This window comes from Mesorhizobium sp. WSM4837, from assembly GCF_055811435.1.
In genome coordinates, this window is sequence record NZ_JBVVQE010000002.1 from 30705 (window position 1) to 47791 (window position 17087).

General features: G+C 64.3%; 15 protein-coding genes. 9 read left to right on the forward strand and 6 right to left on the reverse strand.

The window, feature by feature from the left end; translation table 11 throughout:
- Window positions 1-108 precede the first annotated feature (108 nt).
- From AC0L3D_RS01540 to AC0L3D_RS01575, 8 genes are all read left to right on the forward strand, one after another.
- The gene (locus tag AC0L3D_RS01540; protein ID WP_473626670.1) at window positions 109-1536 is read left to right on the forward strand and encodes a pyridoxal-phosphate dependent enzyme; all 1428 of its coding nucleotides are present in this window, start codon (window positions 109-111) and stop codon (window positions 1534-1536) included.
- Window positions 1533-2714 (forward strand): cystathionine gamma-synthase, encoded by a 1182-nt coding sequence (locus tag AC0L3D_RS01545; RefSeq protein WP_473626672.1) that lies wholly within the window; start codon window positions 1533-1535, stop codon window positions 2712-2714. Before AC0L3D_RS01540 ends, AC0L3D_RS01545 begins: the two co-directional genes overlap by 4 nt.
- A 129-nt stretch (window positions 2715-2843) precedes the next feature.
- The gene (locus tag AC0L3D_RS01550) at window positions 2844-3032 is read left to right on the forward strand and encodes a DUF1059 domain-containing protein (RefSeq protein WP_473626673.1); all 189 of its coding nucleotides are present in this window, start codon (window positions 2844-2846) and stop codon (window positions 3030-3032) included.
- A 196-nt stretch (window positions 3033-3228) separates the two neighbouring features.
- Entirely contained in the window at window positions 3229-4206 is a 978-nt protein-coding gene (locus AC0L3D_RS01555; RefSeq protein ID WP_473642780.1) for a GlxA family transcriptional regulator, read from the forward strand.
- 293 nt (window positions 4207-4499) lie between these two features.
- Window positions 4500-5804 carry a M24 family metallopeptidase gene (locus AC0L3D_RS01560; protein ID WP_473626674.1) on the forward strand — a complete coding sequence of 435 codons (1305 nt, stop codon included), beginning with the start codon at window positions 4500-4502 and terminating at the stop codon, window positions 5802-5804.
- 86 nt (window positions 5805-5890) lie between these two features.
- Window positions 5891-6571 carry an isochorismatase family protein gene (locus AC0L3D_RS01565; RefSeq protein ID WP_287316973.1) on the forward strand — a complete coding sequence of 227 codons (681 nt, stop codon included), beginning with the start codon at window positions 5891-5893 and terminating at the stop codon, window positions 6569-6571.
- A gap of 314 nt (window positions 6572-6885) precedes the next feature.
- The gene (locus AC0L3D_RS01570; protein ID WP_473642782.1) at window positions 6886-7185 is read left to right on the forward strand and encodes a hypothetical protein; all 300 of its coding nucleotides are present in this window, start codon (window positions 6886-6888) and stop codon (window positions 7183-7185) included.
- Window positions 7121-8761: an ABC transporter substrate-binding protein gene (locus AC0L3D_RS01575; RefSeq protein WP_473642784.1), complete on the forward strand. Its 1641-nt coding sequence runs from the start codon at window positions 7121-7123 to the stop codon at window positions 8759-8761. The genes AC0L3D_RS01570 and AC0L3D_RS01575 overlap by 65 nt, the downstream gene beginning before the upstream one ends.
- A 286-nt stretch (window positions 8762-9047) precedes the next feature.
- On the opposite strand, the gene AC0L3D_RS01580 is transcribed toward AC0L3D_RS01575, so the two are convergent.
- Window positions 9048-10544, reverse strand: coding sequence for a pyridoxal phosphate-dependent decarboxylase family protein (locus AC0L3D_RS01580; protein WP_473642785.1), 1497 nt, complete (start codon window positions 10542-10544; stop codon window positions 9048-9050).
- A 22-nt stretch (window positions 10545-10566) separates the two neighbouring features.
- Window positions 10567-11655 carry a PLP-dependent cysteine synthase family protein gene (locus tag AC0L3D_RS01585; protein ID WP_473626679.1) on the reverse strand — a complete coding sequence of 363 codons (1089 nt, stop codon included), beginning with the start codon at window positions 11653-11655 and terminating at the stop codon, window positions 10567-10569.
- 244 nt (window positions 11656-11899) lie between these two features.
- Here AC0L3D_RS01585 and AC0L3D_RS01590 point away from each other — a divergent pair, with 244 nt between their 5' ends.
- Entirely contained in the window at window positions 11900-13945 is a 2046-nt protein-coding gene (locus AC0L3D_RS01590; RefSeq protein ID WP_473642787.1) for a BTAD domain-containing putative transcriptional regulator, read from the forward strand.
- Window positions 13946-14131: 186 nt separating this feature from the next.
- On the opposite strand, the gene AC0L3D_RS01595 is transcribed toward AC0L3D_RS01590, so the two are convergent.
- The 4 genes from AC0L3D_RS01595 to AC0L3D_RS01610 form a co-directional block, all read right to left on the reverse strand.
- On the reverse strand, window positions 14132-14371 hold the full coding sequence (locus AC0L3D_RS01595) for a hypothetical protein (RefSeq protein ID WP_023803696.1): 240 nt from the start codon (window positions 14369-14371) through the stop codon (window positions 14132-14134).
- Window positions 14372-14612: 241 nt separating this feature from the next.
- A complete protein-coding gene (locus tag AC0L3D_RS01600; RefSeq protein WP_036263676.1) occupies window positions 14613-14831 on the reverse strand; it encodes a hypothetical protein in 219 nt (72 codons plus the stop codon).
- A gap of 184 nt (window positions 14832-15015) precedes the next feature.
- A complete protein-coding gene (locus tag AC0L3D_RS01605; protein WP_473626682.1) occupies window positions 15016-15708 on the reverse strand; it encodes a L,D-transpeptidase in 693 nt (230 codons plus the stop codon).
- Window positions 15705-16673 (reverse strand): ABC transporter substrate-binding protein, encoded by a 969-nt coding sequence (locus tag AC0L3D_RS01610; protein WP_473626683.1) that lies wholly within the window; start codon window positions 16671-16673, stop codon window positions 15705-15707. Before AC0L3D_RS01610 ends, AC0L3D_RS01605 begins: the two co-directional genes overlap by 4 nt.
- Window positions 16674-17087 lie beyond the last annotated feature (414 nt).

A 17087-nucleotide genomic window follows, 5' to 3' on the forward strand; every position in this document is an offset into this window, starting at 1 on the left:
CTGGCCAATGGATTGGCACGATCTATCTTCTTTCAGACTGCAAACGGCTGGAAAAGAAGATAGGCTGACAGCCTGCCCAAGGCGGTCGCTTGACCATGGAGCATCAGCATGAGCGTGCACAAGAGCGCCCTCCCGGACAGGGCAATGTCCCGCCTGCGTCCGCCCTATGCATCGGTTCTCGACCTGATCGGGCAAACGCCGGTTGTCGAGCTGACCAAATTCGACATCGGCAAGTGCCGGCTGTTCATCAAGCTCGAAAGCCAGAACCCCGGCGGCTCGATCAAGGACCGCATTGCGCTGTCGATGATCGCCGACGCCGAAAAACAGGGCAGGCTGAAGCGCGGCGGCACCATTGTCGAGGCGACCGCCGGCAACACCGGCCTTGGCCTCGCCCAGGTCGGCATCCCCAAGGGCTATCGCATTATCCTGGTCGTGCCCGACAAGATGTCACGCGAAAAGATCCAGCATTTGCGGGCGCTCGGCGCGGAAGTGCGCATGACCCGTTCCGATGTCGGCAAGGGCCACGCCGAATACTATCAGGACATGGCCGAAAAGATCGCCGCCGAGCTGCCCGGCGCCTTCTATGCCAACCAGTTCGCCAATCCGGCCAACCCGGACGCCCATGAAACCACGACCGGTCCGGAGATCTATTCGCAGCTCGACGGTGACGTCGATGCAGTGGTCGTCGGCGTCGGCTCGGGCGGCACGCTGACCGGGCTTGGCCGCTATTTCGCAAAAATCTCGCCGAAAACCGAGATGATTCTCGCCGATCCGGTCGGTTCGGTGCTGGCGCCCCTGATCAAGACCGGCAAGATGCAAGAGGCCGGCAGCTGGACGGTGGAGGGCATCGGCGAGGATTTCGTCCCGCCCAATGCCGATCTGTCGCTGGTCAAGAAGGCCTACTCGATCACCGACAAGCAGAGCATGCTGGCGGTGCGCGACCTGCTTTCCAAGGAGGGCATTCTCGCCGGCTCGTCGTCCGGCACGCTGCTTTCGACAGCGCTGCGCTATTGCCGCGAGCAGACCGTGCCGAAGCGGGTCGTCACCTTCGTCTGCGACAGCGGCAACAAATATCTGTCGAAAGTGTTCGACGATTTCTGGCTGATCGAGCAGGGCCTCGCCGAGCACGAGCAGCATGGCGATCTGCGCGACCTGGTGATGCGCACGCACCGCACCGGCGACATCGTGTCTGTCGGCCCGGACGAAAGCCTGCTCAACGCCTATGGCCGCATGCGCCGTTCGGACGTCTCGCAGCTGCCGGTGCTGGACGACGGCAAGCTGGTCGGCATCGTCGACGAAAGCGATATCCTCGCCCACGTCGAAGGCCCCTATGACAGCCGCTGGGACCGTTTCAAGGCCCCGGTGCGCACGGCGATGACTTCCAATCTGCACACGCTGCAGGCCAGCCAGACGCTGGACGCGCTGCTGCCGGTGTTCGACCGCAACGAGGTCGCCATCGTCTTCGACGGCGACGAATTCATCGGCCTGATTACCCGCATCGACCTGATCAACCATCTGAGGCGCCGCGCAAGATGACCATCAAAGCCACCGTATCGGGCAGCAACCGCCTGGCCTTCTCGACGCGCACCATCCATGGCGGCCAGAGCCACGACCCGACGACCGGCGCGGTGATGGTGCCGATCTATGCGACCTCGACCTACGGCCAGCAGAGCCCGGGCGTGCACAAGGGTTTTGAATATGCCCGCAGCCAGAACCCGACCCGCTTTGCCTTCGAGCGCGCGGTGGCCGATCTCGAAAGCGGCGCAGCCGCCTTCGCTTTCGCCTCGGGGCTGGCGGCGATCGCCACGATCTTCGAACTGCTCGATTCCGGAGCCCATGTCGTTGCCACCGATGATATCTATGGCGGCACGTTCCGGCTGCTGGAGCGGGTGCGCAAGCGCTCGGCCAATTTGCAGGTCGACTTCGTCGACTTCACCGATCTGGCCGCGGTCGAAGCGGCGATCCGCCCGGAAACCAAGCTGCTCTGGGTCGAGACGCCGACAAATCCGCTGCTGCGTGTCGTCGATCTCGAAGCGGTCGCAGCCCTGGCCAGGCGCAAAGGCGTGCTCTCGGTCGCCGACAACACCTTTTGCAGCCCCTACCTGCAGCGGCCGCTGGAGCTCGGCATCGACATATCGGTGCATTCGACGACGAAATACCTCAACGGCCATTCCGACATGGTCGGCGGCGTCGCCGTGGTCGGCGACAACAAGGATCTCGCCGACCGGCTGAAATTCCTGCAGAACGCCATCGGCGCCATTTCCGGACCGTTCGACAGTTTTCTGGCGCTGCGCGGCCTCAAGACGCTGGCGCTGAGGATGGAGCGCCATTCGTCGAACGGCCAGAAGATCGCGCACTGGCTGGAGCGCCGTCCCGACATCCGCCGCGTTATCTATCCCGGTCTCCCCAGCCATCCGCAGCACGCCATCGCCAGAAAGCAGATGCACGCCTTCGGCGGCATGATCACGGTCGAGCTCGACCGCGACCTCGCCGGCACCAAACGCTTCCTCGAGCACACGCAACTGTTCACGCTGGCCGAAAGCCTCGGCGGCGTCGAAAGCCTGATTGAGCACCCCGCACTGATGACGCACGGCTCGATCCCGGCGCAAAAACGCGCGGAAATCGGGATTTCCGATTCGCTGGTGCGGCTGTCGGCGGGTATCGAGGATGGCGACGATCTGATCGCGGATCTGGATCAGGCGCTGGGGGGTTGAAGGGGGGTCCGTGCCCTGTTGGATAGTGGCGTCAGTTTGAAATTTCCCGGCTGACTGGCGCATCCAACTGTGAATTGACAAAGGCGACGTACCCTCGCTTTGCTATCGGGGCAACCTGGAGGGAAAGTCATGGCTTACTCGTATCGTTGCAGGGATTATCCGGGAAACGCCGCCTGTCCAGCGATGTTCACGGCAGAGACCGAGGCGGAAGTGATGAAGCACGTCGAGCTTCACGGCGCGATCGCTCACGGGGAAGACCCGAAGCAATGGTCGCCGGAAGACCGTAAACAGGTCAAGAAGCTAATTTTAGCGACCTAAACTCGCTTCTTATACGGGCCGCGCAGTGCGACCGTCACTATCTCCAATGCTACGGCAAGCATTTAGGAGTTCGGCCGATAGGCGACAACGCCTAGGCGCGATGGAATTTTCAAACTGACCCAACCGCCCGTTGACCTGAGTGGCATCCGGCGGAATTGTGGCCTTCCCTGCAATTGCCGACAGGCCGGTTCAAGCCATGACCATTCGCGAGCGCCACCAGCCGATAGCCACCGACGCCCCGCTCACCTTCGCGGTGCTGGTCTTCCCCGGCTTTCCGATGATGGCGTTCAGTTCGGTCATCGAGCCGTTGCGCGCGGCCAACGTGCTGGCCAAGAAAGAATGCTACCGCTGGATCATCGTCGGCGCCGCTGAAGGCCCGGTCGCAGCCTCGAACGGGGTCGTCATCCAGCCCGGCTTTTTCGCCGGCGATGCGCCGAAGGTCGACCGCATCGTCGTCTGCTCGGGCGGCGATGCCGATCATCTCGTGGCCGAAGACGCGGTGAGCTGGATCCGCAGGAGCCTGCGCGGCGGCGCCAATATCGGCGCGGTGGCGGATGCCGCTTTCTTCCTGGCGCGGGCCGGCCTGCTCGACGGTCATGCCTGCACCTTGCACTGGACCAGTCAGGCGGCCTTCACCGAGGCGTTTCCGGACATCGAGCTCAGGCGCGATCTCTATGTCATCGACCGCAAGCGCTTCACCTCGGCCGGCGGCGTCGGCAGCCTCGACATGATGCTGGAGATCATCACATCAGACTATGGCGCCGAGCTCGCGGCCGGCGTCGCCGAATGGTTCGTGCACAGCCCGCTGCGCTCCAGCGTCGACCGCAAGCTGATGCCGCTGCGGTTACGCACCGGCGTCCAGAACGAACTGGTGCTGTCGGCCATCGCCATCATGGAGGACGCGGTCGAGGAGCGGCTCGGCATGGCGGCGCTGGCGGAAAAGCTCGGCGTCTCCTCCGACAAGCTCGAACGAAACTTTCGCTCCGAGCTCAGCGTCTCGCCCAACGGCTATTACCGCCGCCTGCGGCTGAAGCGCGCCGCCGACCTTTTGGCGCATTCGACACTGATGGTGCGCGACGTGGCGCTCGCCTGCGGTTTTGCTTCGATGTCGAGCTTTGCGCGGGCGTTCAGGGAAGAGCATGGGCATGCGCCGAAGGTGGCGCGCAGGCATTAGGTCTTTTTGGACGTTGGCGGGACAGCGCCCCCCTCTGGCCTGCCGGCCATCTCCCCCACTTGGGGGGAGATCGGCTGTCACCGCTGATTTCGCCGATCGCCAACGTTGCAGGAATGAGCGGAACGCCGAAGCTGCCAATCTCCCCCCTCGTGGGGGAGATGTCCGGCAGGACAGAGGGGGGCGCCGTAGAGCACTACGGGACGATCCCGGCGGCATCCCGCACAACATCTGCGGTATCCCGCACAGCCTCTTCGCTGTGCATGGCTCATCTTCCCCGCTTCCAGGAGGCACCCGTGAGCATCGTCGTTTTCGACCCCGACAGCACTGAGGACGTCGACTTCAAGGACCGTATGCGCCACCCGGCGGCGGCCGATCCGGCCGGCGGCATGTGGCTGTCCGACACCGAGCCGTCCTTCATCGATGCGGACGCGCTGCGCAAAGGCCGGCTGGCGAAGCTGCGTGCCTGGATGCGCGAGGCCGGCTATGGCGGCGTCGTGCTGTTCGACCCCTACAACCAGCGCTACGCCACCGGCTCGCGCAACATGTTCGGTTATTTTCTGCGCAACTCGACGCGCTACTTCTTCATCTCGACCGAAGGGCCGATCGTGCTGTTCGAATATCCGCAGAGCTATCATGTCTCGATGGTGCTCGACACGATCGACGAGGCGCGGCCGTCGAAGCTGGTGTGGTCTTCGGTGTCGGGCCGCGACGACGAGACCGCCGGCCCCTTCGCCGACGAGATCACTGAGCTGCTCAAGGTACATGGCGGCGGCTCGATGAAGCTCGGCCTCGACCGCTGCGGCCATCTGCAGGCGCTGGCGCTGGAAAAGCGCGGCTGCGAGGTCCGGGATTGCCAGGGCGAGATCCTCGCCGTGCGGGCGGTCAAGACGCCCGAAGAGGTAAAATGCCTGCAGGTATCGATGGCCGGCGCCGAGGCGGCCGTCTATGCGGTGCGCGAGGCGATCAAGCCCGGCGTGTCCGAGAACGACCTGTTCGCCATCATGTATCACGAGGTGATCCGCCAGGGCGGTGAGTTCATCGAAACCCGGCTCTTGACCTCGGGCCAGCGCACCAACCCGTGGTTCAACGAAGCCAGCGGCCGCAAGATCAGGCCGGGCGAACTTTTGGCGCTGGATACCGATACGATCGGCTGCTACGGCTACTATTCGGACTTCTCGCGCACCTTCCGCTGCGGGCCGGGCAAGCCGACGGATTATCAGAAATCGCTCTACCGCATGGCCCACGACCAGGTTCAGCACAACATCTCGATCGTCAGGCCGGGCATGGCGTTTCGCGAAATTGCCGAAAAGGCCTGGAAGATCCCGGACCGCTTCGTCGACCAGCGCTACACGTCTGTCATGCACGGCGTCGGCATGCATGGCGAGACGCCGTTCATCGCGCACGCCATGGACTACGAGACTTATGGCCGCGACGGGTTTGTCGCGCCCGGCATGGTGGTCAGCGTCGAGAGCTATATCGGCGAGAAAGGCGGACGCGAGGGCGTCAAGCTCGAGGACGAGATCCTGGTCACCGAAACCGGCACCGAGCTTCTGTCGCGCTTTCCCTATGAGGACGACTTTCTGGAGAAACAGGTTTGATCCCAGCATCCACCACCAATCGAGGTGCGGTATCGCAAACCTTCGGGAGTAGCCGCAGCGCTCATGCTTTCGTTCAGGGTGTCCGCATGAAGGGCCCGGTCTCGATCAGACGCGGCACGGTGGCCGCGGTGTTCGTCGACCTCCAGGAGGAGCACCGGCAGGACAAGCGCTATCTGGTCGAGGGTTTTGCCGACATCCTCGCCAACGTCCAGCGCCTGCAGGCGGCGGCACGGGCCAACGATGTGCTGCTCTACCATTCGGCCTATATCGTCGATCTCACCAGGGAGGCGCGGCGGTTCCATCCGGTCGATGCCAATGGCAGGTCGGCCTTCTCCGACAAGGACGATCCGCTGACGGCGATCTGTCCGGAAGTGGCGCCGGTCGCCGGCGAGATGATGCTGGTCAAGACCGAGGCCAGCGCCTTCGGTGCGGGCCCTGCCGCCGGCCGGCTCAAGGCTGAAGGCATCGAGTGGCTGGTCGTTGCCGGCGTATGGACCGAGGCCTGCATCGACGCCACCGTCAGGGATGCGGTGTCATCGGGCTTTCGGGTGCTGCTGGTCAAGGACGCCTGCGGCAGCGGCAGCACGGCGATGCACCAGACCGCCATCCTCAACCTTGCCAACCGGCTCTATGGCGGCGCCGTCACCACAACCGACGGCGCCTGCCGATTGATGGCAGGCGAGACGGTCGATGCATGGCAGGTCGTGGGCTCGGTGCCTTTGCGCTTCACCTATGAAAACGCCGCCCGGCTATACGCCGAGCTCTGAACCAGGAAGGCTGGCGATCCTTCGCGCCCCCTCTGTCCTGCCCTCCCTGCCAAAACTTGGCATCTCCCCCACGAGGGGGGAGATTGGCAGTTTCGGCGCTGCGCTCCTGCTGCGATGTTGGAAATTGGCGAAAGCCGGGACGACAGCCGATCTCCCCCCAAGTGGGGGAGATGCCCGGTAGGGCAGAGGGGGGCGCTGTCCCGCCGGCGTCTCGAAAGGTTCTGCGCCGCAGTAGCGCAAGCTTCTGCGGAACAGCGCACAACGCCTGCGGAAACCCGAACACTTCCCCGCTGAATCCCGCACTATCATCGCCTATGGCCAAGGGGGGCCCCCGCCCCCCCCCCCCCCCCCCCCCCGCGGGGGGGGGGGCCGCCCCCGCGGGGGGGGGGGGGGTGTTGGTGGTTTCCACAAACACCCCACGCTCCTCCACCACCCCCACCTCCGCCCCCCCCCGCCCCATCGCCCGCGCCGGCGCCCCGCGCCCCCCGCCCGCCCGCCCCCCCCCCCCCCCCCCCGGCCCCGGGGCCCCCCGACAGGGAGGATTCGACGATGAAGTTGATGCTGACCGAAAGAGCGCTGCATCCGCAGGCCGAGCCCGTCGCCGACGGTTTTAAAAAAGGCAGCATGAACCGGCGCGAATATCTCGCCACCATGGCAGCACTTGGCGTCAGCGCCGCCGGCGCGCTGGCGCTTGGCGGCCTTGCGCCCTCGCCGGCCAGGGCGCAGGAGCCGAAGCGCGGCGGCGTCTTGCGCGTCGCCATGAACGTCAAGGGCTGGAAGGACCCGCGCACCTTCGACGGCGTCGAAATGTCCAATGTCGCCCGCCACTGCAACGAATATCTGGTGCGCTGGAACCGCGATTTTACCTTCGAGCCGTGGCTGCTCGAGAGCTGGGAGACCAGCGACGACGCCCGCGTGCTGACGTTGCACGTCCGCAAGGGCATCACCTGGTCGAACGGCGACACTTTCAACGCCGACGACGTCGTCCACAACCTGACGCGCTGGTGCGATGCGAGCGTTGCCGGCAATTCGGTCGCCGAGCGGATGGGGGCGCTGGTCGACGCCGCCACCAAGAAGCCGATCGACGGCGGCATCGAACGTGTCGACGACTTTACCGTCCGGCTCAATCTGCCGAAGCCCGACATTTCGCTGATTGCCGGCACGACCGACTATCCGGCGCTGATCATGCACCGCAGCTACGACGGCGACGGCGATCCGCTGAAGGCCCTGGCGATCACCACTGGACCTTGCGAACTGGTGGCATGGGACGCCGAGGTCGGCGCCGAGGTCCGCCGCAAGGACAAGCCGTGGTGGAAGGGCGATTTCTGGCTCGACGGCATCCAATGGGTCGACTACGGCTCCGATCCCAATGCGATGTTTTCGGCCTTCGAATCGGGCGAGATCGACACCAACCACGAAACCGCCGCCGATACCGTCTCGCAGACCGACGCCATGGGTCTGAGCAATTCCGAGCTTGCCACCGGCTCGACCATCGTCGCGCGCTTCAACGTCGGCAATCCGCCCTATGACGACATCAGGGTGCGGCGCGCCGCCCAGCTCGCCGTCGACAATGCCGCAATCCTGAAGATCGGCATGGACGACCGCGGCAAGCCGGCCGAGAACCATCATGTCGGCCCGATGCATGCCGAATACGCCGATATCGGCCCGGCCGTCCGCAATGTCGACGAAGCCAAGACGCTGCTTGCCGAGGCCGGCAAGTCCGATCACGAATACGAGCTCATCTCCGTCGATGTCGACTGGCAGAAGAACACCGGCGACGCCATCGCCGCGCAGATGCGCGACGCCGGGCTGAAGGTCAAACGGACCGTGCTGCCGGCGGCGACGTTCTGGAACGACTGGAGCAAATATCCTTTCTCCTGCACCGAGTGGCTCGGCCGGCCGCTGGGCGTCCAGGTGCTGGCGCTGGCCTACAGATCGGGCGCTGCCTGGAACGAGACCGCCTACGCCAATCCGGAGTTCGACGCCTTGCTCGACAAGGCGCTGGCCACACCCGACGCCAGCGCGCGCAAGGAGATCATGGCCAAGATCGAGCGGAATCTGCGCGATTCCGGCATCATCATCCAGCCCTACTGGCGCTCGGTCTACCGGACGTTCCGCAAGGGCGTGCACGGCTGCGAGCAGCATCAGTCTCTGGAGCAGCATTTCGAGAAGGTCTGGCTCGAGGCGTGATCCTCGTTGCGGGGCACAGGGGCAATCGTTTCAGGTTTGCGCTGCCCCTCATCGCCCTGCCGGGCACTTCTCCCCGTATAGTGACACGGGGAGAAGGGGCTGGCCTCAATGCCGGTGCCCTTCTTGTAACGCTGGTGATTGAACGAAACCATTAATGAAAGCGCCCCTCTCCCCGTTCTACGGGGAGAGGATGCCGGCAGGCAGGTGAGGGGCAGCGCCGACATCAACAGTCGATCACCCCACACGCTTGGGCGCTGTGATTTGTCTGAGGTGATTGCCAGGATCCTTAGCCGGCGACGCCAGGCCTTGAAATCTCCTGCCCAAGCCGCACCGTTTCCCGCACCAACAAATCCAGGTCGTCGCGCCGGGTGCGGTGGTTGTTGATCGCTGCCCTGAGGCAATGCTGGCCGTGCACCGTCGTATCCGAAAGGGCGGCGATGCCGTCTTCCTGCAGCCGCAGCATGATCTCGGTGTTGAGCGCCTTCTGCCGCTCTCCCGTCAGCCCGTCGCCACGGTAGCGGAAACAGACGATGTTGATGCTCAGTGGCGCGACCCGTTCCAGCAGCGGTTCGGCGGCGATCAGCGTGCCGAGATAATGTCCCTGCGCGATGTTCTGGTCGATCAGGCGGCCGAATTTCTCGATGCCGTGCTGCTTCAGCGCCATCCACACCTTCAGCGCCCTGAAACCGCGTGACGTCTGCAGGCCAAAATCATGCAGCCACTGCCCCGAGGCGAGGCCGCGCGGCGTCGATTCGAGAAATTCCGGCGTCACCGCGAACGTGCTGCGATGCGCCGAGGCATCCCTGATCAGCACGCAGCCGACCTCGAACGGAGCGTGCAGCCATTTGTGCGGATCGAGCGCGATCGAGTGGGCGTGCTCGATGCCGCCAACGCGATGGGAATTTTCCGGCGCGATGGCAATCAGCGCGCCGATGCAGCCGTCGACATGGAACCAGAGATCTTCCTGCGCCGCCAGCCTTGCCAGCGCCTGCAGATCGTCGATCGCGCCGGTGTTGACGGTGCCGGCCGTGCCGATCACGCAGGCCGGCCGAAAACCCGCCTGGCGGTCCTCAGTGATCGCCGCCCGCAACGCGTCGATGTCGATCCGCAATCCGGCATCGGTCGGGATGCGGCGCAGCGCGCGGTTGCCGAGGCCGAGCGCCTCCATCGCCTTGCGATGGCAGGAGTGAAGCTGGTCCGAGCCATAGAAACGCAGCGGCTTGTCGATGGCGGCAACGCCATGCTCGCGCACGTCGATGCCAGCCCTGGCGTTGCGGGCCACGGTCAGGCCAATGATGTTGGCCATCGAGCCGCCGCTGACCAGCGTGCCGCTGGCTGATTGCGGAAAGCCCATCATCTGCTTGCACCAGTCGACGACCTGGCTGTCCATCAGCGCGGCGGCATGGTTTCCGCCGCCGAGGTTGGAGCCCTGCACCGCCGCCAGGAAATCGCCGAGCGCCCCGGTGAAATTGCTCGACCCCATGTACCAGGACCAGAAGCGCGGATGGATGTTGCCCATCGGGTAGGCCATCACGTTGCGGGCGACCTCGCCATAGACCTGGGCCAGCGGTTGAGGCGATTGCGGCAGCGGCTCTGCGAAAAATTCTCTCACCTCCGCCGGCATGTCCTGCCACACCGGGCGTTCCCTGACATCGCGCAGATAGTCGACGGCGTCGTCGACGATCCGGTGCGACAGCGCCTGCACGTCGGCCCAGTCGACCGGATCGAGCGTTTCTTCGGCAACCATACCGGCAGTGCCGGCGGCTTTCAGCATGGCATCCATCCGCGTTGCTCCCGATGCGCAATTATTCGGCCGGGAACTGGCAGCCCGGCGTTGAGCGCGACAGCGCGATCTCCTCGGCGTCCATCTCGGCTTCGATGCCGTCGAACAGCGGAGTCGTCATGTAGCGTTCGCCGGTGTCGGGAAGCATGCACAGGATCACCGAGCCGGGTGCGGCTTTTTCGGCGATCTGGCGCGCCACGCCAAAACTGGCTCCGCCGGAAATGCCAGTGAAAATCCCTTCCTTCTGGGCCAGCGCCTTGGCCCATTTGATGCCCTCGGGCCCGGCAATCGGCACGACCTCGTCATAGAGGCTGGCGTCGACCGCCTCCTGCAGGACGTTGGGAATGAAATCCGGCGTCCAGCCCTGGATCGGGTGCGGCTCGAAGGCCGGATGGCTGGCGGCGGGTGCGCCGTCGGCGCCGCGCTCCTGCGCCTTGCCGCTGCCGATGAGCTGGGCATTGGCGGGTTCGGCCAGCACGATCCGGATCTCGGGACGCTCGCGGCGCAGCACGCGCCCGACACCGACGACGGTGCCGCCGGTTCCGTAGCCGGTGACGAAGCAGTCGAGCCGCGATGCGGCGAAGTCGTTGATGATCTCGCGCGCCGTCGTCGCCTCGTGAATGGCGGCATTGGCCTTGGTCTCGAACTGGCGGGCCAGGAACCAGCCATTGGCCTTGGCGAGCTCGACCGCCTTGTTGTACATGCCAAAACCCTTCTGGGCACGCGGCGTCAGCACCACCTTGGCGCCCAGCATGCGCATCAGCTTGCGCCGCTCGATGGAGAAACTGTCGGCCATCGTCACCACCAGCGGATAGCCTTTTTGCGCGCAGACCATGGCCAGACCGATGCCGGTGTTGCCGCTGGTCGCCTCGACGACGGTCTGGCCCGGTTTCAGGGCGCCGCTGCGCTCGCCCTCCTCGATGATGTTGAGCGCCAGCCGGTCCTTCACCGACGCTGCCGGATTGAAGAACTCGGCCTTCACATAGATCGTCACATGATCGGGGCCGAGATTGTTGATCCTGATCACCGGCGTATCGCCGACCGTGTCGATAATGCTGTCGAACAGGCGGCCGCGACCGGCCGTGGTCCTGATTTTCCGTTGCTGCAACATGTCTGCTCTCCCCTTTTTGTTGTCGTCACGAGGTGTTCGTTGTCACGAGCCGGTTACAAACCGGCGGCTTGGGCGGCGAGGTTTCGAGACCTTGCCGCGATACGGTCCGTTGCCGTCAACGCGGCCCGGAAAGCTGGCAATGCGGGCAACCGGCGCGGAAAATTCGTTGCCGGATGCCCTCGATCGCTTTCGATGGTAAAACAGAGGACAACTGGCCAGCGTGGGAGCAAGCGTGGAAACGCACGTGGAATCCGCTCGATCGAGCCTGGACGGCGCAGCGGCCGGGCTGTCCGTGCGGCTGCTCGGGCCGCTGACGGTCATCCGTGACGGCGCCACCGTGCAACTGCCGGCATCGCGCAAGCTGCGCGCGCTCTTCGCCTATCTGGCGCTCGCGCCGCATGCCGTCGGCCGCAGCCGTCTGTGCGAGCTTTTGTGGGATGTGCCGAACGATCCGCGCGGCGAGCTTCGCTGGTGCCTCAGCAAGCTCAGGGGCATTCTTGACGAACCGGATCGTCACAGGATCGAAACATCAGGCGACACGGTCGCGCTCGATCTGAAGGGCGTTTCCGTCGACGCTTTCGATATCGCCTCGGCCGCCGCCACGGGCATCGAGACGCTCGATCTTGAGCGGCTGCAGGCCCTGTCCAGACTATTCGTCGGCGACTTCCTCGACGGGCTGGAGATCGACCGCAGCCCGCATTTCAACAGCTGGCTGATCGCGCAACGCCGCCGCTTCAGCTCGTGGCACGCCGCCATTCTGGAACAGCTCGTCAGCAAGCTCCCGGCGGATGCCGACGAAATGTCCGCGCATCTGGAGAAATGGCTGGAACTCAATCCGTTCGACGCGCGCGCGCACGTGGCTCTTCTGGCAAGCCTGGCGCGGCATGGCCAGATCGCCGCCTGCGAGGACCATCTTGCTTCGGCGGCGCAGCTATTTGCCTCGGAGGATCTCGATTTCGGACCCGTTCGTGAGGCATGGCGGACGATCCGCAGCGAACGACCTGCCGCAACGCTCCGGCCGCAGCCGGCGCTGTCGCCCGCAGCCGCCAAAACGTCAATTGTGCTTCCCGATTCCGGTGTTGCTGCACCGTGCAAGGCGTCGCTCGCGGTAATGCCGTTTGTCGAGGAGGCAGCTGTCGGCGGCCCTTGCGGTGGCCCCTCTTGCGGTGGATTGGCCGACGGCCTCACCCACGACATCATCACCCGTCTGGCCAAGCTCAGGGATTTTTTCGTCATCGCCCGCGGCTCGGTCTTTGCGCTGGCCGAAAAGAACATCGCGCCGGAAGATGCCGGCCGGCGGCTCAACGTCGACTACGTCGCCACCGGGACGGTGCGCAGCCAGGCTGGCCGTGTCGCGGTCAGCGTCGAACTTGTCGAGGTGCGCACGGCCAGGATCGTCTGGGCCGAAACCTTCGAACGCAGGCCCGACGACATCTTTGCCGTCCTCGACGATATCGGCAACAGCATCGTCTCGTCGATCTCCGCCGAGATCGAGATGGTCGAACGCAACCGCGCCATGCTGAAAGCCCCCAGCTCGCTGAACGCCTGGGAAGCCTACCATCGCGGCCTCTGGCACATGTATCGCTTCACCCGCACGGAAAACGAGCAGGCCCGGCATTTCTTCGAAATGGCATTGAAGCTCGATCCGACCTTCGCCCGCGCCTATGCCGGCCTGTCCTTCACCCATTGGCAGAACGCCTTTCAGCGCTGGGGAGACCGCGACCAGGAAAGCGCGCTCGCCTTCGAGACCGCCGGCCAAAGTCTTCTGATCGACGATCACAATCCGGCCGCGCACTGGGCCATGGGCCGGGCGCTGTGGTTGCGCGGCGAGCAGGACGGCTCCCTCATCGAGTTGGAACGGGCGGTGGACCTCAGCCCGAACTTCGCGCTCGGGCATTACGCGCTTTCGTTTGTCCACTCGCAGTCGGGTGATCCGAACGCGGCGATCGGTTCATCCGATCACTCGCGCCATCTCAGTCCGTTCGATCCGCTGCTGTTTGGCATGCTCGGCGCCAGGGCGATGGCGCATGTCCGCCTCGGGCAGTTTGACGAGGCCGCCGAATGGGCGCTGAAGGCCGCCGCCCGTCCCAACGCCCATGCCATCATCCTGGCGATCGCGGCGCACTGCCTGGCGCTGGCGGGGCGGCTTGACGAGGCCCGCACTTTCGCGGCCGCTATCCGCAAGACGCTGCCGAACTACTGCGCCGACGATTTCATCGGCACCTTCCGCTTCGAGCCGGACGCTGAGGCGATGTTCCGGCAGGGCGCCAGGCGGATTGGGCTGGGGTGAACCAACCCACGCGGCCCTGCCGGTGGAGAGCTTTCCTTCTCCCCTTGTGGGAGAAGGTGGATTGGCGCGCAGCGCCAAGACGGTTGAGGGGTGTTGGCCGGAGCTCTGTTGGTGCCAAGCTGGAACACCTCATCCGACCGAGCTTCGCTCGGCCACCTTCTCCCACAGGGGGAGAAGGGGGAGCATCTATATGCCGAGCATCGACTTGGCTTGGTTGAGCGCAGCCTCCGACCCTGCATGATCGCCGGCGGCGTGCAATTTCTCGCCTTGGGCGCGCAGTTCCTTGACTTTGTTCATGTCGGCCTCGGCCAGCGTCGCGGTCGGCAACGCCGCGTCGATCGCGGCCATGATGGTCGGGCATGAATTTGCAAAGGCTGCCGCAGGAACGACCGCCAGGAAAACCGCGAGCGAAATTGATCGTAACATGGACGTTTCTCCCTTGCCGGAACGCGCAATTTCGCCGACCGGCGCAGGAATGGTACAGCGAATGCCCGAAGCTGCCAATCGCGATGATGCCGCTGGGTTGAGACACGCTGCCGTCGGCCGGGCTTTTTCTCCTAGTGTCTGAACCTCGCCGCGGCTGGTCGCCACCAATCGTCACGTCCGAAGCCGACGCCACGTTCGCGGCAATCGTCAGATCGCCGCAAAATCCTTCGACCAGAGCGGATCAGGTGGGCTGAACGGATTTGACATTGCCTTCGGTATCGACAAGGCAGCTTGTCTTCTTGCCGCTGGCATCGAGTTCGACCCGATAGGTTGTGGAATCGATCTTGCTCGACGAAACCGGAAGTATTTTGCTGCTGTCGGCACCGCTCGCCTTGGCGGCTGCGTCGGCGCAAAGCAGCTGAAGGTCGGCCGGGGCCGTCTCGACCTGGGTCCTGGACATCTGGTCCTGAGGCGGCGGCGGCGGCGGCGTGCTGACGCAAGCGCTCAAGGCCCCTGCCAGGAACCCAATTGCTGTTGCCCGGATCGAAGTTCTCACTGCAGGTTTTGCCGACATTGCTTGTCCCTCTCCGAATGCCGCTTCACACACCCCGGCTTCACACACCCCGGCTTCAAACACCCTGGCTTCAAACACCCTTGTAAAGTGCCGCCCCCTGCATGAGAACGATGACCTTGGCCCCAACCTTGACGCGTGATGCCAGGTCGGTGATGTCGTCGTTCCGCATCCGGATGCAGCCTGATGACACGTCGAGCCCGATCGTCCACGGCTCCGGCGTGCCGTGTATCCGGTAGATCGTGTCCTGGTCGCGCTCATACAGATAGAGCGCCCTGGCGCCGAGCGGGTTGTCGGGCCCTCCCGGCATGCCTCCCGCATGTTTGACAGCATTCGGATCGCGAGCGACCATTTCGGCCGGCGGCGTCCAGGTCGGCCATTCCGCCATGCGGCCGACGCGCACGATTCCGGCCCATCCAAAGCCTTCCCGGCCGACGCCAATACCGTAGCGCATGGCGCGCTGACCCGGCTGCACAAGGTAGAGAAAATGCTGGTTGCCGTCGATGATGATCGTACCGGGCGCTTCCGCGGTGCGGAACTTGACCATCTGCGGGCGAAACGCCTCTGGCACCTGATTATGCGCGGCATAGTATTTGCGCGCCTTGGCGCGGTCGTAGTCCACCCATTTGCGGGTTTTTGGATCGAAAACCTGGGTTCCAGCAGCCAGCGCCGCCACCGCGACAAGACCGAGCGCTACCGCGACAGTTGCCGTCAGGCAGCGCCGCTGGAGAGCGGTGCGTCCCGCGATCGTCAGCTTTCCGGTCATGGATTTGCCCACCCTTGCACCCGAGCGCCTTGCGCGGCGACCCATTGTTTGGCGTACTCGTAAGGATCCTGGCGCTCCACCTGGAGCGCATAACTCATCTTGGTGGCGTCCTCGGGCTTGAGGGCGACCCGTTCCAGGAACGCGACCACCTCAGGATATTTCTTGCGCAGCGAGGTGGCGTAAGCGATGTGGAAATGTGCCGAATCCCATGACACCGGCGCCCTGGACTTCGAGACCCAGAGCGGGTCCTCGGAAGGCAGCACGATCTTCCACTTTGCCGGGTCAAAAGGCGGCTCGGCAAGCCGGACAATTTCGTGCAGTTCAAACACGTGATGCGGCGCATAGCAGGCAAACACCATCGGATGAGCCGTGGCAACCGCGGCATCGACAGCCGCCATTCCGACATCCTCCGGCGTCTCCAGCAATGTCATTGTCTCGGCGTAGCCATAGCTGTTGGCGCGGACACGCTCGATCGCCGTCGAGGACCAACCCTCGGCGCCAATCCAGAGTTCTCCGCGTCCGTCCCGATCAGTGTCCAACGCGGCGGTTTTGCGCGGGTCGGTGAGATCCGAAATGTCGCGAATGCCAAATTTGTCGGTCGTTTCGCGGGTAGCGCATATGCCTTGCCATGCCGGCACACCGATGGGACTGATGGCTACCGTGCCGGCGCCGTCGACATACTTCTTCACCAGATTGTCCAGGTTGGGCAGCCAGATTTCGGGATGAATATCCACCTCGCCCGAATCGAGGCCGGCAAAGGCAATAAGCGTCCCCATCTCGCGCACATCGGCATCGAGCCCGAAATGTTGCTTCAGGCTTACCTTGAGAATGTTTGCCGTCGCCTGGCCCGACGGCCAGTTCGGCATCGCAATGACGAGATCAGCCGCGTGGACCGGGATGTTTACCGCCAGCATCAATGCCGCAAGCGACATTCTCCGCAGGCACTGCCGCAATCGGTTGTGCATTTCTTTCCCCTCGCTTCGGTGCTGAAATGAACCGGGACGGGAACAAATTGTCTCGGCAAGCACCGGGTTGTGACAGCAGCCCAATGGTCTGACGGCAACTGCTGAAGGTGCAGCAGTGCATTCGCCAAGGAGAGCGCCGTCACATGCCGCCCCTGCACGCTACTCGATGACATTCCGTATGGGAAGATGCTCAGACACGGCCGCCGCGCGACAACCTCAGAGATGTCCGCAGGCATGCGCCTTAAGAACCAGGGGGCGTATCAGGACTCCTTGTTGGGTGAGGTCATTCGCAAGGCGACAGCTTTGTGTAGCAGCCGATGACCCGGAAACCTATGGTTTCCAGGAAATCAAGAGCTTACAAAGGGATTGGTGCCCAGAAGAGGACTCACACCTCTAAATTTGGTGGCACCATAA